Genomic DNA, 24,137 nt, shown 5'->3' on the forward strand with positions numbered 1-24,137 from the left:
AGATAATATTGGTTTTTGCCAACTTTTGTTGTCATGTGGCGCGGAAGATGGATATTCTATTTTTTGATTTTTTTAAGGGATAGTGAAGATGGGAGCATTTGAGGATTTTAACGCGCCAGTATTCAAGAATTTGACGAGTGCTATTCGTGCCTTGGCGATGGACGCAGTAGAAAAAGCTAAATCGGGTCATCCCGGCATGCCAATGGGTATGGCGGAAATTGCGGAAGTGCTTTGGATTCATCATTTGCGTCATAATCCAAATAACCCCGGATGGGCTGACCGTGACCGCTTCGTTTTATCCAATGGGCATGGTTCCATGTTGATTTATGCGCTCTTACATTTGACTGGTTATGATGTGTCAATTGAAGATATTAAGAATTTTCGACAACTTCATTCCAAAACTCCCGGACATCCAGAATATGGCTATACGCCAGGAGTAGAAACAACAACAGGGCCTTTAGGTCAGGGTATTACCAATGCGGTTGGTATGGCACTGGCTGAAAAAATTCTTGCGCAGGAATTCAATCGTCCTGGTTTTGATATTGTTAATCACTATACCTATGTGTTTCTTGGTGATGGCTGCTTAATGGAAGGTATTTCACATGAGGCCTGTTCTCTGGCGGGCACACTCGGGTTGGGTAAGCTCATCTGTTTTTATGATGATAACGGTATTTCAATTGATGGACATGTGGAAGGCTGGTTTACTGACGATACACCTAAACGCTTTGAAGCATACGGATGGCATGTTGTGCCAAATGTAAATGGTCATGATCCAGATGCCATTGAAGCTGCTATCGAAGCCGCTAAAAATATCCCAAACAAACCTTCTATGATTTGCTGTAAAACTGTTATTGGAATGGGCTCTCCCAATAAAGCCGATACACATGCAGTTCATGGCGCAGCATTAGGGGAAGAGGAAATCGCGGCTACACGACCTCATATTGGGTGGCATCATCTTCCCTTTGAGATTCCTCAAGAAGTCTATGATGCATGGGATGCTCGCGCAAAAGGTCAAAAGCTAGAAAGTGAATGGAATAACAAGTTTGCAGAGTATGAAAAGAAATATCCTGAAGAAGCAACCGAATTTAAACGCCGTATGGCTGGGGAATTACCAGCTAACTGGCCAGAGCATGTTAACAATGTTATAAATCGCGTTAACGCAAAAGAAGAGACGATTGCGACGAGAAAAGCATCACAGAATGCAATTGAAGGATTAGCCCCTAATTTACCGGAATTGATTGGCGGGTCGGCAGATTTAGCTGGTTCAAATCTGACGCAATGGTCTGGCTCAAAAGAAGTAAGCGCAGAAACCGGCGGGAATTATATTTACTATGGTGTGCGTGAATTTGGTATGAGCGCTATTATGAACGGTTTATCGTTACATGGCGGTATCATTCCTTACGGTGCCACATTTCTGATGTTCTCAGAATATGCCCGCAATGCTTTACGCATGGCAGCTTTAATGAAAATCCGTAACATTTTCGTATTTACTCACGATTCAATTGGTCTGGGTGAAGATGGTCCGACACATCAGCCGATAGAGCAAACGGCAACGTTACGCTTGATACCTAATATGGATGTATGGCGACCCTGTGATACAGTTGAATCAACTGTAGCCTGGGCACGTGCAATTGAACGCACAAATGGACCAACGACACTTATTTTCAGTCGTCAAAATTTGCCATTTCAGAAAAGAGATGCGGCAACTATCAAACTCATCGATAAAGGAGCTTATATCTTATCTGAAGCCGCTGATGGCAACCCACAAGCAATTATTATCGCAACCGGATCAGAAGTGGCACTGGCCATGGCTGCGCAGAAAGCATTAGCTGCCGAAGGTATTCAGGTACGAGTAGTATCTATGCCATGCACTAACCTGTTTGATCGCCAAGACCAAACCTATAAGGAAAGTGTACTACCAACAGGCATTAACCGAGTTGCAGTAGAAGCGGGTGTGGCAGATTACTGGTATAAATATGTCGGGTTTGAGGGAGAAATCATTGGCATCGACACTTTCGGGGAATCAGCTCCTGCTGAAGTGCTATTTAAATACTTTGGTTTCACTGTCGAGAACGTCATTGAGGCTGTGAAAAGAATAATATAAATCGTGTCGCCCATTTAGTAGACAGAAGAGACACACTTAGTTATGGTTTTTTTTTGTTTTGAGGAGCTTATGTAATGACAATAAAAGTAGGAATCAATGGGTTTGGTCGTATTGGCCGCATGGTGTTTCGTGCATCTGTTGAAAAATTCAACGATATCGAAGTGGTGGCTATCAACGATTTGCTTGAGCCAGACTATCTGGCTTACATGCTGACACATGATTCTGTGCATGGTCGTTTTAACGGCAGTGTTTCAGTGGAAGGGAATACTTTAGTAGTAAATGGTAAACGAATACGCTTAACTGCGATTAAAGATCCTGCTGAGCTAAAATGGAACGAGGCAGGGGTTGATGTGGTAGTGGAGTCAACCGGGCTTTTCCTTACTAAAGAAACTTGCGAAAAGCATCTTGCAGCAGGCGCCAAGAAAGTTATTATGACCGCACCATCCAAAGATGATACGCCCATGTTTGTCTATGGTGTTAATGATAAATCTTATAATGGACAATCGATTGTTTCCAATGCTTCTTGTACCACCAACTGCCTTGCACCAATCGCGAAAGTGTTGAATGATACCTGGGGAATCAAGCGTGGATTAATGACTACTGTTCATGCGGCAACGGCTACTCAAAAAACAGTAGATGGTCCTTCTAATAAGGATTGGCGAGGAGGGCGGGGAATTCTTGAAAATATTATTCCTTCTTCTACAGGAGCGGCTAAAGCAGTGGGTGCCGTTATTCCGGAACTAAACAAGAAACTCACCGGAATGGCCTTTAGAGTACCCACGTCTGATGTATCTGTGGTAGATCTTACTGTGGAATTAAATAAAGAAGCTACTTATGATGATATCTGCAATGTCATGAAAACTGCTTCAGAAGGTCCACTGAAAGGTGTGCTTGGCTATACTGCCGACAAGGTAGTCTCTACCGATTTTCGCGGTGAAAGCTGTACCTCTGTTTTCGATGCTGAAGCAGGAATATCATTAGACAAAAACTTTGTTAAAGTCGTTGCCTGGTACGATAATGAGTGGGGATACTCCTGTAAAGTGCTAGAGATGGTTCGCGTAATTGCCAGCAAATAAGCATTCGAAGAATCAAGGCAAGCATACGATTTACTCCGAGTAAAGGTTCAAAATTTTAAACTTCTTAATGAGATGTTAAAAGAACAAGGTTATGAATTTACTCGGAGCTATTTTTTTCTTATTTCATCTTGACTAGTGTATTTCTTTGAGTAAGTAAAACAATCAATACTGCAAGTTATCCCTATTAATATTTAGTATATATATTGGAGTTAATGTGTCTGTTATCAAACTCACCGATCTGGATTTGAAAGACAAACGCGTTTTTATACGCGCTGATCTTAATGTACCCATCAAAGATGGCAAAGTTACATCCGATGCGCGCATCACAGCATCAATGGCCACTATAAAATATTGTTTAGATCGTGGCGCAAGAGTTATGGTAACCTCCCACTTGGGTCGTCCGGAAGAAGGCGTGTGGAGTGAGGAGAATTCGCTAAAACCTGTTGCCGATAATATTGCAGAACGTCTGGGTAAACCGGTCCGTTTGATCAAGGATTGGGTGAATGGTGGGTTTGATGTTGCGCAAGGCGAGTTGGTTATTCTCGAAAACTGCCGTTTTAATAAAGGCGAGAAAAAGAACGATGATGCTACTGCCCAGAGTTATGCTAAATTATGTGACATATTTGTCATGGACGCTTTTGGTACCGCGCATCGAGCAGAAGCATCCACGCATGGGATCGCAAAATATGCTCCCGTTGCCTGTGCCGGCATACTTTTGACAGAAGAACTGGAAGCCTTGACTAAAGCTTTACACAACCCAGCACGACCTATGGTTGCGATTGTTGGAGGTTCAAAAGTATCCACCAAGCTGACAGTACTTGAATCACTTTCTGAAAAAGTAGATCAACTGGTGGTAGGGGGTGGCATTGCAAATACTTTCCTTAAAGCTGCTGGAAAAAATATTGGTAAATCCTTATGCGAGGATGATTTAATTCCAACGGCAAAGATGTTGATAGAAAAAATGAAAAAGCGAGGTGCAATCATTCCAATTGCTGTAGATGTCGTGGTTGGTAAGAAATTTGATGCTAATGAGACAGCTGTATTAAAAGATGCTGATGATGTATCAGATGATGACATGGTTTTCGATATTGGACCAAAAAGCGCGCAAGAATTGGCTGATATCATAATGAAGGCAGGGACGGTTGTTTGGAATGGACCAGTCGGTGTATTTGAATTTGATCAGTTCGGTGCAGGCACACATACCATCGCAAAAGCAATTGCTGACACCAAGGCTTTTACATTGGCTGGAGGTGGCGATACTATTGCTGCAATTCAGAAATATGGAATATACGATAAAGTGTCATATATTTCGACAGCAGGGGGGGCTTTTCTTGAATTCCTGGAAGGGAAAAAGCTTCCAGCGGTTGAGATTCTTGAATTGCGTGCACGTTAAAATTTAATCTGAAAATTCTTTTGGAATGATTAGAAGAACAAAAATCGTTGCTACGCTGGGACCTGCTTGTAGCGATTCTACTGTTCTGCGACGTATGATTCTTGCAGGTGTTGATGTCGTGAGAATAAATTTTTCACACGGTACTCGCGAAGAACATATCGCTTACGCTGACCTGACTCGTAATCTTGCACGCGCTACTGGTTATAAGGTTGGGATATTAGCTGATTTGCAAGGGCCAAAAATTCGTATTGGTAAATTTGATCATGGGAAAATCTGGCTCAAAGCAGGTGATGAATTCATACTGGACGCTGACTGTGAATTAGGCAATGAAGAGAGAGTAGGACTTGACTACAAGGAATTACCTAATGACGTGGAAGTTGGTGCGACATTATTATTAGATGATGGCCGCATTGTTCTTAATGTCACTAAGGTGGTAGGAAATGAAATATATTGCCAAGTCAAGCAAGGAGGGGTGCTGTCAAATAATAAAGGCATTAATCGAAAAGGGGGTGGATTAAGCGCACCTGCACTGACTACTAAAGATAAACAGGATATCCAGACCGCTGCAGCATTGAAAGCAGATTATTTGGCGGTATCTTTTCCTCGCACAGGTGAAGACATCCGTCAAGCACGAACCTTAATGCAAGAGGCTGGGGGTAATAGCCTGATTATGGCGAAGATTGAACGCTCTGAAGCTATCTTGGCATTAGATGACATCTTAGACGCATCAGATGCGATCATGGTTGCGCGTGGTGATCTGGCCGTTGAAGTGGGAGATGCTGCCGTACCGGCATTGCAAAAGCGGATGATACGATCTGCTCGTGCTAAAAATAAACTCGTGGTAACTGCAACACAGATGATGGAATCCATGATCATTAATCCGATTCCCACTCGTGCGGAAGTTTCAGATGTAGCCAATGCGGTATTGGATGGAACGGATGCGGTTATGCTATCTGCGGAATCTGCAGCAGGACAGTACCCGACCGAGGCAGTAGAAGCCATGGCAAGAGTATGTCTGGAGGCAGAAAAAGAATACATAGTAAATCAGAGCCTTGAGCGTTCTCCCGAAACTCAACTTGTCAGTATTGAAGAGGCTATTGCTCGGGCAGCGATGTATACTGCCACCGGTCTCAAAATTCGTGCTATTGCAGCACTTACTCAAAGTGGTGTAACAGCATTACTTATGTCACGAAGAAGCTCAAAAGTGCCCATATTTGCCCTTAGTCCCCAAGAAGATACCCTTGGTAAGATGACTCTATTTCGAGGCGTTTACCCCATAGAATTTGGTCAGGGTTTATTTGATCCAGAAGTTATTTTAGGTCTGGCAGAAGATGAGTTATTCAAGCGTGGAGCAGTCCGTGATGGTGACCTGATAGTGATGACTATAGGAGAGCCTGTTGGCAAAGCGGGAGGGACTAATACCATGAAAATTGTTCGTGTAGGTGATCACAGAAAATTAAGAGATGTACAAAGTATTGAAACCAATTCAGTATCGATAACTTCTTAAGTTTTCTTATCGTAAGTCAATTTAAAAGATTAATAATACCCTTTATCGAGATACTTGCTTCGTATCAACTAATTTTTTTAATAAATCCGATACAAAATTTAAAATGAAGGAGACTTAAATGGCACTTGTATCATTACGACAACTGTTGGATCATGCAGCAGAAAATGGATATGGACTACCGGCATTTAATGTGAATAATCTCGAACAAATTCACGCGATTATGCAGGCAGCGGATGAATGCAATAGCCCAGTGATCATGCAAGGCTCAGCTGGTGCGCGTAAATATGCTGGAGAGCCTTTTTTGCGTCATTTGATTGAAGCCGCGGTGGAAGCCTACCCGCATATTCCTATTGTGATGCACCAAGACCATGGCGCTTCACCTGCAGTGTGTGTAAATGCAATTCGTAGCGGCTTTTCTAGCGTTATGATGGATGGCTCTCTTGAAGAAGATGCCAAAACACCTTCATCCTATGAATATAATGTTGATGTTACCGCAAGAGTTGTTGCAATGGCTCATGCCGTCGGCGTTTCTGTTGAAGGTGAATTAGGCTGCCTTGGATCACTTGAATCCGGGATGGGCGAAGCAGAGGATGGTCATGGTGCGGAAGGTGTGCTGTCGCATGATCAACTACTGACCGATCCAGAGCAAGCTGCTGACTTTGTGAAAAAAACTAACGTGGATGCGCTTGCTATTGCCATTGGTACGTCACATGGCGCATATAAATTCACACGCAAACCAACCGGAGATATTCTGGCTATTGAGCGTATCAAGGAAATCCACAAACGGATTCCTAATACTCATTTAGTCATGCATGGCTCAAGCTCTGTCCCTCAAGAATGGCTTGAAATTATTCGGGAATATGGCGGCGAAATGAAAGAAACTTACGGTGTGCCTGTCGAGGAAATTCAGGAAGGTATTAAAAATGGTGTGCGTAAGGTCAATATTGATACAGACATTCGGTTAGCTATGACTGGAGCCATCCGTCGTCATTTGGCTAAAAACAAGAGTGAATTCGATCCAAGAAAATATCTAAAAGATGCGACTGCCGCAGCTAAAGAAATTTGTAAAGCACGATTTGAAGCATTTGGTAGCGCAGGGCAGGCAGGTAAAATCAAACCTATCTCGCTAGAAGGAATGGCTAATAGATATGCAAAAGGTGAACTAAAACCTATCATTGCTTAATCAGTAGAGACAGGGATAAAAAGGCTGCTCGAAATGGGTTGATGATCTTCCCAAACACCAGCAGCCTTAATTTTTTGCTATGCTTTTTTAACTATATTTTCTTAATATTGATATAAGGGTGGCTCTAAAAATTCAAAGTTCTAACCAGGACAAGGCGAGAACAAAAAATGTTGATGCGACATATAACTGAATATACCTGATAGGTAAAGGAAACATTTTTTGTGAATACCGAAGTATTGTGACGAGACGGGGTAAGCAGGCAATCCACGAAGCAGATGCTCGCAGACATGAATTTTCAGAGGTACCTATAAAAGCAAAATGCGGTGTAGCAGCTCAGCATCTCAACAAGCTTCCCAGAAAAGGGGAGTGTCGTAGAAAAGTTGCAAGGCTTCCTTTATTTCTGTATTCATTCGCTGAAGTTGCTGCATATTCCAACCTAGAATAATTCCAACCGCTTCCCGCGATACTAATGTCTTTGTCTTCGAAACTGGAATTTCTTTAAGCCGTCTTTGAGTATTTATACTGTCATTAATGATGCCAAGGATATCTTGTAGCTCAGATAATGAATGGATATATTTTTTAACCTCGACAGGGACGAAAAGCGCTTGAAAAAATTCCACGGTATAACGTTGTTTTTTTATGCTGATACGAAGCGAATGGAGTGATGTGAGATCAAATTCTTCAACTTTACTCATAGTATCAATAATGTGCTTATGGCAATTGATCAACACAGATTTCGTGAAATTAATCAATGTCATGTTAGTAACTGCTTTTTTCAAGGTTCTCGGTTGGGCTGGATATTTAAATGCTTCTTCAAGATATAAATTTAACTGCAAAATCAATTTGGTATAACGTTTCGATTTGATACTATTGCGTGCAGCTTTATTGTGTTTTTTGCGTAATATTTCACATGTTTTTATGAGCGCAGCTACTCCTGCATGTTCTTCAAAATTCTGCTGAATTTTGGGAAGCTGTTCTGTAACAAAAACATCCCAGTCACGTGCTGGATTCAATTGGTGCATTAACCATTTAAGCTCATGTATGAGTGATACCTCATTTGGGATAGCAGCAGCAAAAACATCAAAAGCTGTGCGGAGCCGACGCAGCGCAATACGCATCTGATGGAGATATTCAACATCACTACGCGCTATCACGCCATGTTCATTTCTGGTCAATTGATCAAGGCAGTTTTGTGCAATCAGAATAAAAGCTGTCGTTAAGCCCATATCAGCTTTAAGCTCGACAGGCAAGGCTTTAACAGGAGGATTTTTATGTCCCGTATAAAGCATATAGCCTCGTTCAGCCTTACTTATGTTTTCCAGTCTGAGTGGGAAAGGAAGTATCTGGACAAGCGTAAGGGCAAGCCGGAATAGTTGAGTGGGCTTGCCCGACTTTAATTCAAGTTCGATTTCAGTAAAAGATTCCTTGGTGTGGTCGATGATAATTTTGCCATGATCAAAGCAGAACTCGATTTGACTACCTTCTTCCGTTTGCAGGAGATACATATGCCGGGTAAATCGCGTAATGAATACCTGCCGTAGTTGCTTCCTTAACTCAGCATCCTTCAATAATTTGATCATTCCAGGATCGCCTAATTGAGTGAAATCAAGCTGATTACTGGGAACGGATACTTCCCATTCATTGCGCTCATGTAATCCAGATGCAACACTCCCTTCTGTCTTAATGGTTTGTAACCAGTTTTTGCCCATTTGACGTAGGCGTAGCGCACAATTTTGCCGTTTTAAAGCTAAGTCAGGTGTATCGAAATAAATGGTATAAAGCTTTTGTTTAGTTGGCCGGGAAATACCCAAAGTCTTTAGTAGCGGTAAGTGCTGCAAATGTTTAATGCAGCTTCTGGGTAGCGATAGCTTGAGCTCGATTTCTTTAGGCATAAATACAGGTCCAGTCGATCTAGCTTTGTTTGGCGGCAGCGAGCTTAGTAAGTAATGCCTCTTGCGCACTAAAACGCCTACTCGGGCGAACGGATTTACGTTTGTAACGCCCACTGGCATCCATTTCCCACGCGTTAGTGTTATCTCTAAGATAAGGTTTTAATCCTTCAGTAATCACGCGTTTTTTTAGGCGCGGCTCTAAAATTGGAAAGCAGATTTCAATCCTGCGGAAAAAATTACGATCCATCCAATCAGCACTCGATAAATAGATATTATGATTGTTATTGTTACAAAAATAAAAAATACGCGTGTGTTCAAGAAAACGTCCAATAATGGAGCGCACTGTAATATTCTCTGATATGCCAGGTACGCCTGGACGCAAGGCACAGGCACCTCGTACAATAAGCTGAATTTCTACGCCAGCTTGCGAAGCAGCATAGAGGGCCTGAATGATATTAGGCTCCAATAATGCATTCATTTTGGCAATGATCCCAGCAGGTTTACCTGCTTTCGCATTCTCCATTTCGCTGGTGATAGCAGCTAGAATTTGGCTATGAAGAGTAAAAGGGGATTGCCATAGATATTTCAATTTGCTGGCTTTGCCAAGGCTAGTCAGTTGTAAAAATACTTCATTGACGTCAGCACAGATTTCTTCATGACAGGTGAGCAAGCCGAAATCAGTATAAAGCCGGGCGGTACCCGGATGATAATTACCGGTACTAAGATGGGTGTAGCGACAGAGTTTACCTTCTTCACGTCGCACAATCATTGCCATCTTGGAATGAGTCTTATGACCGACAACACCATAAACCACATGGGCGCCGACTTCTTCGAGGCGGCTAGCCCAATTGATATTAGCTTCTTCATCAAATCGCGCCAATAACTCGACAACCACAGTCACTTCCTTTCCCCGGCTGGCTGCGGCAATGAGCGCTTCCATGACAGTAGAGTCTGAGCCTGTGCGATAGACCGTTTGTTTGACCGCTACGACATTCGGATCCACTGATGCTTGCTGGATAAACTGGATGACTGGTTGAAATGACTGATAGGGATGATGCAATAAAATGTCATTCTTGCGAATTAACTGGAAAATATCGGAAGTTTTCTTTTTCTGAGTGGAAAACGGCAAACCAGGAATGAACAGAGGAAATTTCAGGTCGGGGCGATCAATTTGTGCAGGAACTTGCATAAGACGTACCAGATTGACCGGTCCATTAACCTGATATAAATCATCCAGAGTCAGGCCAAACTGGCTAAGTAGAAATTCTGTCATATGTGGTGAGCAGTTATCCGCCACTTCGAGGCGTACCGCATTACCAAGATGCCGTTGAGGTAATTCGCCTTGCAAAGCCAGGCGCAAATCTTTGATTTCTTCTTCGTCCACGAACAAATCGCTATTGCGAGTGACGCGAAATTGGAAACAACCAATCGCTTGCATGCCTGCAAACAGCTCGCCGACATGCGCATGAAGAATCGAAGATAAGAAGATAAAATTATATTCTTCGGTACTGACTTCTTTCGGGAGTCGTATAATACGCGGAAGAATACGTGGCGCTTGAACTATTGCCATACCTGAATTTCGCCCAAAGGCATCTTTTCCTTCTAGTTCTACCGCAAAATTCAGACTTTTATTCAATACGCGTGGAAAAGGATGGGAAGGATCCAGGCCGATCGGTGTGAGCATGGGCATAAGCTCACGAAAGAAAAAAGCTTTAATCCACTCTTGCTGGCAATCATTCCAATTATTTCTGCGAAGGAAACGAATCCCGTGTAGTGCTAACTCAGGGAAAATAGATTCATTAAGTAACTTATACTGTTCATCTACAATTTGATGTATTTTTTCGGAAACCAGCTTGAAGGTCTGGCGAGGTAGCATGCCATCTGGCCCAAAACCTGGTGTATCCAGCTTGATTTGTTCTTTTAATCCAGCGACTCGTACTTCAAAAAATTCATCGAAGTTGCTGCTCACAATACATAAAAACTTCAATCTCTCCAGTAAGGGTGTATCTTTGTTTCGAGCTTGAGCAAGCACACGCCGGTTAAACTCGATTTGGCTAAGCTCTCGGTTGAGGAATGGAGTGGAGCTAGTCACATCACTCATAATGGCTGAATCTGGCATTTCCGGCTTATCTTGTTTAATGGTTGCAATCCATGATCTGTTAAGATAAAAAATTATGCTTTTCTTTCCAGTTTACTTATCAGGTTGAACATACCCTGCTGGCTGATCAGCACCCTCACCAAAAAAATAAGCCTCCATTTGCGCTATGAGATACTTACGTGCTTTGATATCAGCAAGATTGAGACGATATTCATTAACAAGCATAGTCTGGTGCTGGATCCATTGGCTCCATGCTTCTTTAGATACACTCTCATAAATTCGTTTCCCCAACTCACCTGGAAGAGTTGGAAAATCCAACCCTTCCGCTTCACGACCCAGCTTGATGCATTTCACGATTCTTGTCATATTGTTACCCAAACAAGTTAATTGAAGAAATATTTTTCTCAATTATAAGTCATATTAAAACAAATGGTTGCCATGCCACTTCCTCCAACTTATATTTCTTTCATGAATACTTTTGAGCGACGCTGATAATTGTAAAGATTCTGCTTGCTCTCAGGCAGCCTATCAGGTGTAGTCTCTGTGAAACCTCTTTCAATGAACCAGTGGGCTGTACGCGTGGTTAAGACAAATAGCTTGAGATAACCTTGCGCTAAGGCCTGCTGTTCGATATGTTTAAGTAACGTACTGGCACAGCCAGTCCTGCGATAGTGCGGATGAACAGCAAGGCAAGCCAGCTCGCAGGCGCCTTCATTTGGGAAAGGATAAAGTGCAGCACAGGCAATGATCATGTTATCGTGTTCCAGAACGGTAAAATGATCAATCTCAATCTCTAATAATTCGCGATTGCGTCTAACCAGCACACCTTCATTTTCTAATGGCTCAATTAATTGCAAAATGCCGCCTATATCTTCTATTTCAGCTTTGCGTATAGTTTGCAGAGGCCCTTGTGTGATCATGCTGCCAATACCCTCATGGGTAAATAATTCCTGCAACAAAGCACCTTCTATATGACGGCTAATCAGATGAACTCGCGCAACACTATTCTCGCACGCATGTATTGCGCAGGGGAGATATAACTGAATATCATCTGTTGAATCGATGGGTGTGATAAATTTTTTTTGTACTGTTTTTGCTTCCGCAACAGTCAATTCACGCCATAAAGTGCTACTCTGGGCCGTAGATCCGCGCATGACACCAAGTGGGTTCATCAGAAATATAAGTTTTTCTGCCTGAAGCGCAATAGCGACTTCGGTAGCAACATTTTCCAGTGTGAGATTGAAGATTTCTCCACTGGGTGAGTAACCAAGTGGGGAGAGTAAAACGATTTCTCCCTTTTCCAAACGTGAGCGGATAACTGAGGTGTTAATTTTTCGTACTTCCCCGCTATACATAAGATCAATGCCTTCAAGCACACCGATAGGGCGGGCTATCACAAAATTACCGCTAGCAACATGGATAGCAGCATTAGCCATGGGTGAATTGGGTAATCCCATAGACATCAAAGCTTCGATTTCAACACGAACTTTCCCGACTGCTTCTTTAACACATTGAAGCGTGGGATTATCTGTCACGCGTATTCCGTTTACATACATTGCTTCCAAATTATGCTGTTGTAATCGGGATTCAATTTGTGGTCGTGCGCCATGCACCAGAATTAACTGGATTCCCAAGCTTGCTAACAGGTTGAAATCGTGAACCAGTTCAACAAAATTTCCATCAGCTACAATTTCACCCCCGAATGCAACCACAAAGGTTTTACTGCGAAATACGTTAATATAAGGTGCAACGGAACGGAACCAAGTGACAAAATCAGCATTTTGTGCCATGTTCAAGTAATGTTGTTATGAGTTTAATGATCACTTAGAGCTTTTTCATGAGAGCAAGCTGATCAGTAGTAGATATTTTATTAGAAGAAAAGCAATTTCATGTATTTTGAAACTATACTCATAGCATTTTAAAATCCGATTGTTATCATTCCTCATTCAGCTTTCTTTCTTCAGGTAAAAATATGAATACCACATTTTGGAGGGGGATGAGAATGAAAAGCTTTTGTCTATGGATACAAAATTTATTCAATAATCCCCCCATAAAGTCTGCATAGTGGCTATCGCAGCGAGTGCAGCAGTCTCAGTTCGTAAGGTGCGCTGACCTAAGCAAATTGATTCAAAACCCATCATATGAGCCGCTTTTTCTTCTTCTATGGTAAAGCCCCCTTCCGGCCCAACAAGCAGTAACAGGGGGGTATCCATGCTTGGCAGCAAGAATTTTGATAAGCGCTTATTTGCTATGGGTGAAAGCATAAGTTTATAAATGGATTGATTCTCTATGCTATTTAGTTTACTTTCAAATTGTTGATTGAACCAATCTGATAGTGTTAGTAAAGGGTGTAGTTTTGGAATACGGTTTCGACCACATTGCTCACAGGCAGCAATGATGACTTGATGCCAATGCAATAGCCGTTTATTTGCACGTTCTTCTGAAAGCCGTACAACACTGCGATTTGCCGTAACAGGCTGGATACAGCTAACACCGAGTTCTACTGATTTTTGTATGATCCAATCCATTTTCTCATTAGAGCAAACCGCTTGCGTCAAATTGATAGAAAGCGGTGATTCACGTTCGATTGCGTGAAATTGTGAGAGAATCACTGTGTTGGCTGATTTAGCAAGATGATGGATTGATCCAGAGAATTCGCCCCCTTCTCCATTGAATAAAATCACTTTGTCGCCTTGCTTAAGACGTAGCACGCGCGTGGCATGATGGCCTGTATTTATAGGCAAAGTAATAATTTGACCCGGTAGCATAGCGCCAGGGTAATAAAAGCGTGCAGTCATAGTGAATAAGGGCCTGAGAGCAGCCGAGTTGTGATTCCATGATAATATAGCAAAGACAAACCAGACCTACGATAAGGAGAATAAAATATGGCAAGTCTTGAAACACCTGTTTGTGATTTTGGCTGGAAAGCAATTGATTTTGATTTGCCTGGAGTAGATGGCAAACGTTATAGCCTGGCTGCTGCAAAAGGTGAGAATGGGTTGCTGGTGATGTTTATTTGCAATCATTGCCCTTATGTCAAAGCAGTACGCGATCGTATTATACGGGACGTAAAAGAGTTGGCGGGATATGGTATTAGTGCAATCGCTATCATGTCGAATGATCCTCAGGATTATCCAGAAGATTCTTTTGATAACATGGTTAAAGTGGCTAAAGAGTATACCTATCCTTTTCCCTACGTATGGGATGAAACCCAGGAAATTGCCAAAGCCTATGGGGCAGTTTGTACACCGGATTTTTTTGGTTTTAATAATCGCCTGGAACTACAGTATCGTGGACGGTTAGATGCCTCTCGCAAAGAGGCGGCGCCAAATGATGCGCGCCGTGACTTATTCGAGGCAATGGTACAAGTGGCTCAAACAGGTCAGGGCCCTAAAGATCAAATACCGAGTATCGGCTGCTCGATTAAATGGCGAGCTGATTAAATATGCTGGAACAACTCATTGCGGTCGTAAAAGACGTTGCACAAGAGGAGATTATGCCTCGATACATGCAAGTGGTGCGCCAGCGTAAAGCGGATGGTAGCTTTTATACTGAAGCTGATTTAGTCGCACAGAAAGTTTTGCTGGATAAACTCCAGAGAATTCATCCTGCTGCAGTAATGGGTGAAGAAATGTCCATACAGCAACAACACGCACTGTGGGAAGCGGGAGATGCCGGGCTCTGGAGCGTTGATCCAATCGACGGCACCTCCAATTTTTTTAATGGCCTTCCCTATTTTGGAGTTTCCGTCGCATTGATGCGCAAGGGACGAAGTATTTTGGGTGTGGTCTACAACCCTGTCACAAAAGAATTGTTTTACGCAGAGAAAGGTAAAGGTGCTTATCTTAATGGCATTCGATTACCGTTGAGAAATCGTCAGACTCATTTACGAAATGCCATAGCTAACGTCGATCTTAAACGCCTTGATCGTAAACTGGCTGCGAAGATAGCTGCCTCTCCTCCCTATGCGTCACAGCGTAACTTTGGTGCATGTACTCTAGAATGGTGTTATACCGCTGCGGGTTACTTTGATTTGTATCTCCACGGTGGCCAGAAACCATGGGATTACGCTGCCGGCTGTCTGATTCTGGAAGAATCAGGTGGCTCTATGTGCAGCTTTGAGCAGGATGATTATTGGGCAGGATCACCCTGGCAACGCTCAGTAATTGCTGCGCTTGATCCTGCATTATTTAGGCAATGGCGTGATTGGGTAAGAGCACACTATCAAAATGACGGGATTTCTGCAGTGTAGGATGTTTTATCCTAAATTCCTCAGTTGAAATTTTTTAAATTGCTCAAGAACCCTACTGATTAAGGCACTTTGAGAGATGCATGGCCTCACCAATCGGTGAGATTTTAGTAAAATAATCTAAATTTTCTCAAAGTATTGTCACACCTTGCTTTCAGCTTGTTTACTGTAACTTAGGAGCAGTTAATCTTTTTGGCCGGGAACGGTTGATTGAATTAGATTACAGCTATTTTCATCCTAAATTCCAACAGAGGAACTTAGGTTTATAGTTATTAAAAACTCAAAAGAACAGATTGCCTCTATGAAAATTCTTATTCTGGGAGCTGGGCGAGTTGGTTCTACTGTTGCCGAGAGCCTGGTAAGTGAGGCAAATGACATCACGGTGGTCGATATTGCCGAAAATCAGCTAGCCTTACTGCAGGATCGCTTTGATTTAAGAACAGTTGCCGGAAATGCTTCTCATCCTTCAGTACTTAAACGAGCAGGGGCTGAAGATACTGATATGGTATTGGCTGTCACCGAAAGTGATGAAATCAATCTTGTGGCATGTAAGATTGCCGCCAGCTTATTCAATATTCCTACCAAAATTGCACGAATTCGTGCAATTGATTTTCTAAAGCATCCTGATATTTTTTCACAAAAGAATTTTTGTGTTAATTATGCGATCTATCCAGAGCAAATATTAACTGAATATATCGAGAAATTAATCGAATTTCCAGAAGCATTACAGGTACTTGATTTTGCTTCTGGTAAAGTGAGTCTGGTCGCTGTGAGGGCACTACAAGGTAGGCCATTAGTAGGACATCAACTACAGACATTACGGAAGCATATTCCCAATATCGATACCCGAGTTGCAGCGATATTTCGCAAAGATCGCCCTATTATTCCCGAAGGAAGTAGCACCATCGAGGAGGGCGATGAAGTCTTTTTCATAGCGGCTACTCAGGATATTCGTGTTGTGATGAGTGAGCTCCGCAGCATGGATAAGCCGGTCAAACGGATCATGATTGGGGGAGGCGGGAAAATTGGCAGGCGTCTGGCGGAAGCCCTGGAAAAAGAATATCAAATCAGAATCATCGAACGTGATGGCAAGATATGCGAGCTTCTGTCTCAGGAACTACATTACGCGCTGGTGCTGCATGGAGATATTACGGATGAAGAATTACTGGAGGATGAGAGTGTAGCTGAAATGGATGTATTTTGCGCATTAACCAATGACGATGAAAATAATATCATGGCATCGCTGTTAGCTAAGCGTCTGGGTGCACGAAAGGTCATTGCTTTAATTAACAGAAGTGTATATGTGGATTTAGTTCAAAGCAGTGGAATTGATATCGCAATTTCACCTGCACAAGTGACGATTGGCTCATTACTTGCCTATGTCCGGCAGGGAGACGTCGCTGCAGTCCATAGTTTGCGCCGTGGAGCAGCTGAGGCGCTTGAGTTGGTCGCGCACGGTGACTCCCAATCATCCAATATAGTCGGACGCAAAATCGAGGATATCAAATTACCTAAAGGTGCGACGATCGGTGCCATCGTGCGTGGCTTACCATCCCAGAATAAGCGATGGTTGAGTATAGGCGCTATTGACGAAAGTAATAATGTCAAAGTTTGGGATAAAGCACGCGTCATTATTGCTCACCACGATACAGTCATCGAGTCAGAAGATCATGTAATCCTGTTTGTCATCAATAAAAAGATGATTCGACAAATTGAAAGGTTATTTCAGGTTAGTGCATCCTTTTTATAATTGACCGATCCATGAATCAATTTTTGTCGGTTACCAATGTACTGAGCAAGATCATACTGGTATTCGGATTTACGATGCTGGTACCTTACGGTGTCGCATACTGGTCAGAAGATGGCTCATCAGTTGTTTTTGGTGAGGCTATTCTGATGACAATGAGTTGTGGCGCAATTATCGGATTAATGACCCGCCGTTACAAGCGTGAACTACAGATTCGCGATGGTTTTTTATTGGTTGTTCTAGTTTGGCTCCTGCTTCCACTTTTTGGCATGCTGCCTTTATTACGTTTTTTTCCTGACATCAGTTTTGCTAAAGCATACTATGAGGCAACATCTGGTCTGACAGCTTCTGGAGGAACAGTCTTAACCGGTCTCGATATCCTGCCTCATTCAATTAATTTGTGGCGTGGTGAAATGGTATGGTTAGGAGGTATGGGGTTGATTGTATTGGCTGTTGCTATTCTGCCTATGCTCGGGGTAGGGGGTAGACAGATATTTAAAGCAGAGATACCCGGCCCCATGAAAGAATCTAAATTGACACCTCGTATTGCTGAGACCGCGAAAGGATTATGGTTAGTGTATGTATTGCTCACCTTGATTTGCATGATTGCATACAAGCTGGCGGGGATGAACTGGTTCGATGCAGTCATGCATGCATTCACGACTTTGGGGTTAGGAGGATTTTCTTCTCACGATGGAAGTTATGGATATTGGAACTCGCCAATAATTGAATTGGTTGCGATCATATTCATGATAATCAGCGGAATAAATTTTGCAACCCACTTTATGGTCTGGCGAGCCAAAAGCTTCTCATCTTATTATCATGATCCTGAGATCAAACCTTATTTTGTAATTGTATTAGCGAGCTGTATAGGGCTTGCTGGCTATTTATGGTTAACAGGAGTGTATACTGATCCGTTAACAGCGCTGCGCTATGCTTCCTTTAATGTTGTCTCCGTTGCGACTACTACCGGTTACAGCAATACTGATTATAGCTTGTGGCCGATATTTGCTCCGCTATGGATGCTATTTTTATCCGGTTTTTGTACTTCCTCTGGATCAACTGGAGGGGGAATTAAAATGATCCGTGTGAGGATTTTGTATCAGCAGTTTTTTCGTGAATTGATCACAATTATGCATCCGCAAGCAGTTTCGCCTGTTAAGTTAGGTAAAAATATAGTCGCCAATCGAATTATCTTTGCAGTATTCGTATTTTTATTTGTTTATTTAGCAAGTATGATTCTCTTGACTTTGGTGCTGACGTTAAGTGGTCTGGATGAAATAACAGCCTTCTCGGCTGCCGTCGCAAATATCAATAATCTGGGGCCCGGGCTTAATCAAATTGGACCAGCGACAACCTATGCTTCTTTGACAGATTTCCAGATCTCGCTCTGTAGCTTTGCTATGCTACTGGGAAGACTAGAGTTTTATACTTTTTTAATCGTATTTACGGCTGCTTTCTGGAAAAAATAGATTACTCACTATTATGTCAATATTTTGGTAATATTATGTTAAAAATATACACATGAGTAAGTTTTGCATATAGTATTATTACAGGAATGATGGTTATATTGCAAATTTAGGTAATAATTTACAAGATTTATATATACTTAGAGAACTTCAGAAAGAATCGCTTGTTGCCTCGTTTCAAGTTCACATCGTAGTGCTGTGTATCTACGCATTTTTCAAAAGCTATCCTTAGGCATATATTATTCGGGCAACTAACATTTATTTTTAACTGCCAATTACTTTTAGTAATTTATGAGATTAGCCATCTCCTTTTGAAGATTATTTGGATAGCTTTGATTTATGGATGAAACTAATCTTAGCTTGAAAAATTGAATAGCTATGAGAACGATACTTGCATAACTCGATTCTTAATATTTTAACTTTTGACCTACTCCATACATTCACTGTAAGTAGTTATGGTCTTTTAGAGATAACTAAATCTAAGTTGGTAATTTGGTGTAATTTGGAAAATAGTGCGCTATACACAAACTATGAATAACGAAAAAAAATATGATATCAATATATTGGTCCGCACAACATACTTGCCAGAACAATCAGACGAAGAAGCGGATCGCCATGTATTTTCTTATACTATTACTATTTCCAATACAGGAAATGTGGCATCCCAATTAATAAGTCGCCATTGGATCATTACGAGTGGTGATGGTAATATTCATGAGGTACGAGGTTTAGGTGTGGTAGGAGAACAACCCCTTATTAAACCTGGCGATACTTTCGAATATACCAGCGGTACAACGATCCCTTCTCTAGCTGGCACAATGAAGGGAAGTTATCAAATGGTTGCTGAGGATGGCTTTCATTTTACCGTAGATATTCCTGAATTCATTTTGAGTGTTCCAAGAGTGCTTCATTAAATATTTAACAAATCAGATTAACCTTAGACTTCTACGATTAAGATACTTTCAAAGATGCTAGTTAGATCATTCCTAATAGCTTCATAATTTGACAGAGAAATGAGTTGTAGACTGTCTGTATATGCATCCTGGCACACTATTTCTTATACCAGCTCCATTAGGAGAGGCAGAGTTTGCTGATATCATTCCTGCAAATGTTCAGCAGCGTATTACTTGTCTCAAATATTTTATTGTTGAGCATCCAAAGACTGCTAGATATTTCCTGAAGCAGGTTGAAGGGATGCGGCCTTTACAAGAAATTGAGATGCAGGTATTAAATGAGCATACCCGGTTTAATGAGCTAGGTCGACTACTTGAACCTTTACTTGCAGGAAATGATATAGGACTGTTATCTGAAGCAGGTTGTCCAGCGGTTGCTGATCCGGGGGCAAATCTTGTACGGGTTGCACATCAAAAGCATGTGCCTATTGTTCCGCTTGTGGGACCATCCTCTATTTTATTAGCGTTGATGGCCTCTGGACTGAATGGGCAAAACTTTCACTTTCATGGCTATTTACCCATAAAGTACGAACTGCGTCTCAAAACAATTACCCAATTAGAGCAAGAATCAGCACGATTTAATCAAACCCAAATCTTTATAGAAACACCATATCGGAATCAGAAATTGCTGGAGTTGCTCATCCAGAACTGTAATGAAGAAACTGATTTATGTATTGCCAGTAATCTTACTTTAAAAGATGAATATATTGCTACCAAAAAAATCAAGGAATGGAGAAGCTATTTACCCCAGATCAACAGGAGACCGACAGTTTTTTTATTGCACAGATAATTTGAAGGGGTTCTCTTTTCTCTTATCAGCTAACGAGAATAAATACGAATTCTGCTGTTACCATCATTTTATAAATCACAGTTAATTATTTGCATAGACTAAACATCATTTATATTATTCTTAATCCTGGTAACAGCATTTTCCTGATAAAGCCTATCAGCTATATTGATATTGCTTCATTTATCTTTTTTTTGAATAAACTCAATTTTATACCCATCTGGATCTTCAATAAATGCAATAACAGTAGAACCGTGTTTCATTGGACCAGCCTCACGCGTTACTTTTCCTCCTAAGTTTTTTACTTTTTCACACATTTCGTATGCATTGTCTACTTCTATTGCAATATGGCCAAATGCTGTTCCAAGTTCATATTTTTCTATACCCCAATTATAAGTTAATTCTAAAACAGCATTTTCTGATTCATTCTGATAGCCTACAAATGTCAGCGTGAATTTTCCATCCGGGTATTCTTTCTGGCGCAAAACTTTCATACCCAGAATTTTGGTATAAAAATGAATAGATTTTTCGAGATTTCCTACTCTCAGCATCGTGTGAAGTATGCGCATTATATTTTCACCATCTCAAAATCTTCTTTACGTGCGCCACATTCAGGGCAAGTCCAATTAATTGGTACATCTTCCCATCGCGTTCCAGGAGGAATTCCTTCTTGGGGTGCACCTTCGGCTTCATCATAGATATAACCACAGATCAAACACATGTATCGGTGATAAATCTGATTTTCATCGGTATGCATGATAGATCGAAACGTCCTTTTAAGTTAAAATTATATTTTACGGTATTATTGCATGTCACAACCACCCCCCAAAGTATTATCATTTGCTGCAAGCGATCCAAGCGGCGGAGCAGGTATACAGGCTGATATTCTCACATTAGCAAGTATAGGATGTCATCCACTTTCAGTTATTACCGCGGTAACCATCCAGGACACTGTTGGCAATGAAAATATAATGGCGCTAGATTCTGAGTGGATTACAGATCAGGCTCGTATCGTGCTAGAAGATATGCCAGTAGATGCTTTTAAAATAGGCCTGCTCGGCAGTGTAGAAACTGTCGTTGCCATTGCGGAAATAATTGCTGATTATCCTGATATTCCAGTGGTTCTTGATCCAGTGCTTGCTTCTGGTCGTGGTGATCCACTTGCTAATGAACAGATAATTACAGCCATACGTGATTTATTAATTCCACAAACCACCATTATTACGCCCAATAGTCTAGAAGCAAGGCGGCTGATACTTGAGAATGAGGACGAATTAGAGATTATTGATTTAAAGCAAAGTGCGGATCGGTTATTACAGATAGGTTGCGAATATGCCTTGATCACGGGTACTCATGAAAATACAGGGAAGGTAATTAATACATTGTATGATATCAACGGGGTTATCCGATCTGATGAATGGCAGCGTTTGCCCGGGTCTTATCATGGATCGGGATGCACGCTCTCGTCAGCAATTGCCGCCTCTCTCGCACATGGATTGCCTATCGCTGAAAGTGTTTATGAAGCACAAGACTATACTTGGCATGCACTTAAATCAGGGTTCCGTCCCGGGATGGGGCAATATTTACCAGATAGATTCTTCTGGGCGTCTGATGAGAATGATTTAGAAGAAAAAAAAAGCTGATTTTAATGATGTCTCACCACATTAATGGCTTATATGCCATTACACCTGATATTACGGATACAACACAACTGTGTGAGATGACGCTTCAGGTGCTCGCAGCTGGCGTTCAATATGTTCAATATCGGAATAAAATCGCCGATTACAGATTGCGTTTGGCTCAGGCAAATGCGTTATCCAAGCTTTGTAAGCAATATGGTACTCACTTAATTATTAATGATCATTATGATCTGGCTATAGAAGTCGACGCTGACGGCATACATATAGGAAAAGAAGATATTGCTATTACTGATGCCAGAGACTATCTAGGGCAAAACAAAATTATTGGCGTGTCCTGTTATAATCAGCTGGAGTTAGCGCTTGGGGCAGAAAGAATGGGCGCTGATTATGTGGCATTTGGTGCCTTTTTTTGCTCAAAAACTAAAACTAATGCGGTAAGAGCATCAACTGACCTACTGTCTGAAGCAAAGAAGAAATTGAATATTCCCATCGTTGCGATTGGTGGCATTACTCTGGCTAATGCTTCCTCATTAATCGATCATGGAAGCAATTCTATTGCTGTATGTCATGGGCTATTTGGTACGCAGGATATTCAATTTATTGCAAAAAAATTTAACCAGCTATTTTTTAGGGCTGAACAAACTTTTTCTTCATCATCTTAATGACGAGTAAGTAAATGACCTCACTTAATCAACAATTATATGAATCATCTCAAAAATATATTCCTGGAGGTGTTAACTCGCCTGTACGGGCTTTTAAATCTGTTGGTGGTACGCCTATTTTTTTTAAACGTGGTAAAGGTGCTTATTTTTGGGATGCGGATGAAAAATCTTATATAGATTATGTCGGCTCATGGGGACCGCTGATTCTTGGTCATGCTCATCCCAACGTGGTCAAAGCAGTTCAAGAAGCAGCACAGAATGGATTATCCTTTGGCGCTCCTACCGAAACAGAACTAGAAATTGCTGAGCTGCTTTGCAAATTGCTTCCTTCGATAGAACAAGTGCGATTGGTGAGTTCAGGTACTGAAGCCGGGATGAGTGCCATTCGCTTAGCACGTGGCTATACTGGTAGAAGCCATATCATTAAATTTGAGGGGTGTTATCACGGTCATGATGATGCCTTATTGGTAAAAGCGGGTTCTGGAGCATTGACATTTGGTCATCCTAGCTCAGCAGGTGTTCCAGCTGAAACTGCAGCACATACGATCGTACTAAATTATAACGATATTGCTGGCTTAGAAAGAGCCTTTGATGAATTTGGTAAGGAAATTGCTGCCGCTATCGTTGAGCCTGTCGCAGGGAATATGAACCTGGTGAAAGCAGAGCCGGATTTTTTACTAGCTTTAAGAAGACTATGCACACAACATGGTAGCGTCCTGATTTTTGACGAAGTCATGACAGGTTTTCGTGTTGGTCTGGAATGTGCTCAGGGACTTTATCAGATAAAACCTGATCTTACGATACTCGGTAAAGTGATAGGGGGAGGTATGCCTCTGGCTGCATTTGGAGGACGACGGGAAATTATGCAGTGCCTGGCCCCACTCGGTGCGGTATACCAAGCGGGCACTTTATCTGGTAATCCTGTTGCGGTTGCAGCTGGACTAGCAACGCTTCGCGAAGTGCAAGCGCCCGGTTTTTATGAGACACTCTCAGCTAAAACTCAACAGCTGACTCAAGGTTTGACAGCCGTTGCAAACAAATGTGGCGTAAATTTTTGCGCCGAGTCTGTTGGTGGTATGTTTGGTTTATATTTTTGTAAAAAACCGCCAAAAAGTTTTGCAGAGGTAATGGCGTGTGATAGAGCAGCGTTTAATCGCTTTTTTCATGCGATGTTACAAGCGGGAGTTTATTTTGCGCCATCTGCCTATGAGGCCGGTTTCGTTTCTGCTATGCATAATAGCGAAGAGATTGATAATACGTTGCTTGCAGCTGAACGTATTTTTAGCTCTTGGGTATAAAAATGTTAAATTACCACCGATGATAACGGTGGTAATTTCCAATTTTCAATGAGAGGCTATGCCTCTTTTTTAACAGCGG

Annotated in this window: 21 protein-coding genes; 14 read left to right on the forward strand and 7 right to left on the reverse strand. The window is 41.8% G+C overall.

Going from position 1 to position 24,137, the window contains the following annotated elements; translation table 11 throughout:
• Positions 1-88 precede the first annotated feature (88 nt).
• From tkt to fba, 5 genes are all read left to right on the forward strand, one after another.
• Positions 89-2,104 (forward strand): transketolase, encoded by a 2,016-nt coding sequence (tkt, locus tag BM283_RS10325; RefSeq protein WP_090692746.1) that lies wholly within the window; start codon positions 89-91, stop codon positions 2,102-2,104.
• Between the two features lie 74 nt (positions 2,105-2,178).
• A complete protein-coding gene (gene gap / locus BM283_RS10330; protein WP_090692748.1) occupies positions 2,179-3,180 on the forward strand; it encodes a type I glyceraldehyde-3-phosphate dehydrogenase in 1,002 nt (333 codons plus the stop codon).
• A gap of 214 nt (positions 3,181-3,394) precedes the next feature.
• Positions 3,395-4,573: a phosphoglycerate kinase gene (locus tag BM283_RS10335; RefSeq protein ID WP_090692751.1), complete on the forward strand. Its 1,179-nt coding sequence runs from the start codon at positions 3,395-3,397 to the stop codon at positions 4,571-4,573.
• A gap of 25 nt (positions 4,574-4,598) precedes the next feature.
• Positions 4,599-6,080 (forward strand): pyruvate kinase, encoded by a 1,482-nt coding sequence (pyk, locus tag BM283_RS10340; protein WP_090692752.1) that lies wholly within the window; start codon positions 4,599-4,601, stop codon positions 6,078-6,080.
• Between the two features lie 118 nt (positions 6,081-6,198).
• A complete protein-coding gene (gene fba / locus BM283_RS10345) occupies positions 6,199-7,263 on the forward strand; it encodes a class II fructose-bisphosphate aldolase (RefSeq protein ID WP_090692755.1) in 1,065 nt (354 codons plus the stop codon).
• A 341-nt stretch (positions 7,264-7,604) separates the two neighbouring features.
• Here fba and BM283_RS10350 read toward each other — a convergent pair whose 3' ends face one another.
• From BM283_RS10350 to BM283_RS10370, 5 genes are all read right to left on the reverse strand, one after another.
• A complete protein-coding gene (locus BM283_RS10350) occupies positions 7,605-9,155 on the reverse strand; it encodes a CYTH and CHAD domain-containing protein (RefSeq protein WP_175492100.1) in 1,551 nt (516 codons plus the stop codon).
• A gap of 19 nt (positions 9,156-9,174) precedes the next feature.
• Positions 9,175-11,274, reverse strand: a complete 2,100-nt coding sequence (gene ppk1 / locus BM283_RS10355) for a polyphosphate kinase 1 (protein ID WP_254776324.1) — start codon at positions 11,272-11,274, stop codon at positions 9,175-9,177.
• A 72-nt stretch (positions 11,275-11,346) separates the two neighbouring features.
• A complete protein-coding gene (locus BM283_RS10360) occupies positions 11,347-11,619 on the reverse strand; it encodes an oxidative damage protection protein (protein WP_046851743.1) in 273 nt (90 codons plus the stop codon).
• Positions 11,620-11,708: 89 nt separating this feature from the next.
• Positions 11,709-13,043: an amino-acid N-acetyltransferase gene (gene argA / locus BM283_RS10365; protein WP_090692764.1), complete on the reverse strand. Its 1,335-nt coding sequence runs from the start codon at positions 13,041-13,043 to the stop codon at positions 11,709-11,711.
• A gap of 246 nt (positions 13,044-13,289) precedes the next feature.
• Complete coding sequence (locus BM283_RS10370) at positions 13,290-14,051, reverse strand: 16S rRNA (uracil(1498)-N(3))-methyltransferase (RefSeq protein ID WP_090692765.1); 762 nt, start codon at positions 14,049-14,051, stop codon at positions 13,290-13,292.
• Between the two features lie 87 nt (positions 14,052-14,138).
• Between BM283_RS10370 and BM283_RS10375 the strand changes: the two genes are divergently transcribed.
• From BM283_RS10375 to BM283_RS10400, 6 genes are all read left to right on the forward strand, one after another.
• Positions 14,139-14,696, forward strand: coding sequence for a thioredoxin family protein (locus tag BM283_RS10375; protein WP_090692768.1), 558 nt, complete (start codon positions 14,139-14,141; stop codon positions 14,694-14,696).
• 2 nt (positions 14,697-14,698) lie between these two features.
• Positions 14,699-15,505 (forward strand): inositol monophosphatase family protein, encoded by an 807-nt coding sequence (locus BM283_RS10380; RefSeq protein ID WP_090692769.1) that lies wholly within the window; start codon positions 14,699-14,701, stop codon positions 15,503-15,505.
• Between the two features lie 298 nt (positions 15,506-15,803).
• Positions 15,804-17,252, forward strand: a complete 1,449-nt coding sequence (gene trkA / locus BM283_RS10385) for a Trk system potassium transporter TrkA (RefSeq protein WP_090692772.1) — start codon at positions 15,804-15,806, stop codon at positions 17,250-17,252.
• 11 nt (positions 17,253-17,263) lie between these two features.
• Complete coding sequence (locus tag BM283_RS10390; RefSeq protein WP_090692773.1) at positions 17,264-18,721, forward strand: TrkH family potassium uptake protein; 1,458 nt, start codon at positions 17,264-17,266, stop codon at positions 18,719-18,721.
• Positions 18,722-19,248: 527 nt separating this feature from the next.
• Entirely contained in the window at positions 19,249-19,632 is a 384-nt protein-coding gene (gene apaG / locus BM283_RS10395) for a Co2+/Mg2+ efflux protein ApaG (RefSeq protein ID WP_090692776.1), read from the forward strand.
• A 121-nt stretch (positions 19,633-19,753) separates the two neighbouring features.
• On the forward strand, positions 19,754-20,461 hold the full coding sequence (locus BM283_RS10400) for an SAM-dependent methyltransferase (RefSeq protein WP_090692778.1): 708 nt from the start codon (positions 19,754-19,756) through the stop codon (positions 20,459-20,461).
• 176 nt (positions 20,462-20,637) lie between these two features.
• On the opposite strand, the gene gloA is transcribed toward BM283_RS10400, so the two are convergent.
• Both gloA and BM283_RS10410 read right to left on the reverse strand, forming a co-directional pair.
• Positions 20,638-21,027 (reverse strand): lactoylglutathione lyase, encoded by a 390-nt coding sequence (gene gloA, locus BM283_RS10405; RefSeq protein WP_090692781.1) that lies wholly within the window; start codon positions 21,025-21,027, stop codon positions 20,638-20,640.
• The gene (locus tag BM283_RS10410) at positions 21,027-21,215 is read right to left on the reverse strand and encodes a rubredoxin (RefSeq protein ID WP_074667258.1); all 189 of its coding nucleotides are present in this window, start codon (positions 21,213-21,215) and stop codon (positions 21,027-21,029) included. Before BM283_RS10410 ends, gloA begins: the two co-directional genes overlap by 1 nt.
• Positions 21,216-21,267: 52 nt before the next feature.
• On the opposite strand from BM283_RS10410, the gene BM283_RS10415 reads away from it, so the two are divergent.
• Genes BM283_RS10415 through hemL form a run of 3 tightly spaced genes read left to right on the forward strand, consistent with a single transcriptional unit; the run spans position 21,268 to position 24,058 of the window.
• Positions 21,268-22,101 carry a bifunctional hydroxymethylpyrimidine kinase/phosphomethylpyrimidine kinase gene (locus BM283_RS10415; protein ID WP_090692783.1) on the forward strand — a complete coding sequence of 278 codons (834 nt, stop codon included), beginning with the start codon at positions 21,268-21,270 and terminating at the stop codon, positions 22,099-22,101.
• Between the two features lie 8 nt (positions 22,102-22,109).
• Positions 22,110-22,760 carry a thiamine phosphate synthase gene (gene thiE, locus BM283_RS10420; RefSeq protein WP_368086428.1) on the forward strand — a complete coding sequence of 217 codons (651 nt, stop codon included), beginning with the start codon at positions 22,110-22,112 and terminating at the stop codon, positions 22,758-22,760.
• A 14-nt stretch (positions 22,761-22,774) separates the two neighbouring features.
• On the forward strand, positions 22,775-24,058 hold the full coding sequence (gene hemL, locus BM283_RS10425) for a glutamate-1-semialdehyde 2,1-aminomutase (RefSeq protein WP_090692788.1): 1,284 nt from the start codon (positions 22,775-22,777) through the stop codon (positions 24,056-24,058).
• Positions 24,059-24,137: the final 79 nt, after the last annotated feature.

The sequence above is a fragment of the Nitrosomonas sp. Nm34 genome (genome assembly GCF_900113925.1).
Lineage (GTDB): Bacteria > Pseudomonadota > Gammaproteobacteria > Burkholderiales > Nitrosomonadaceae > Nitrosomonas.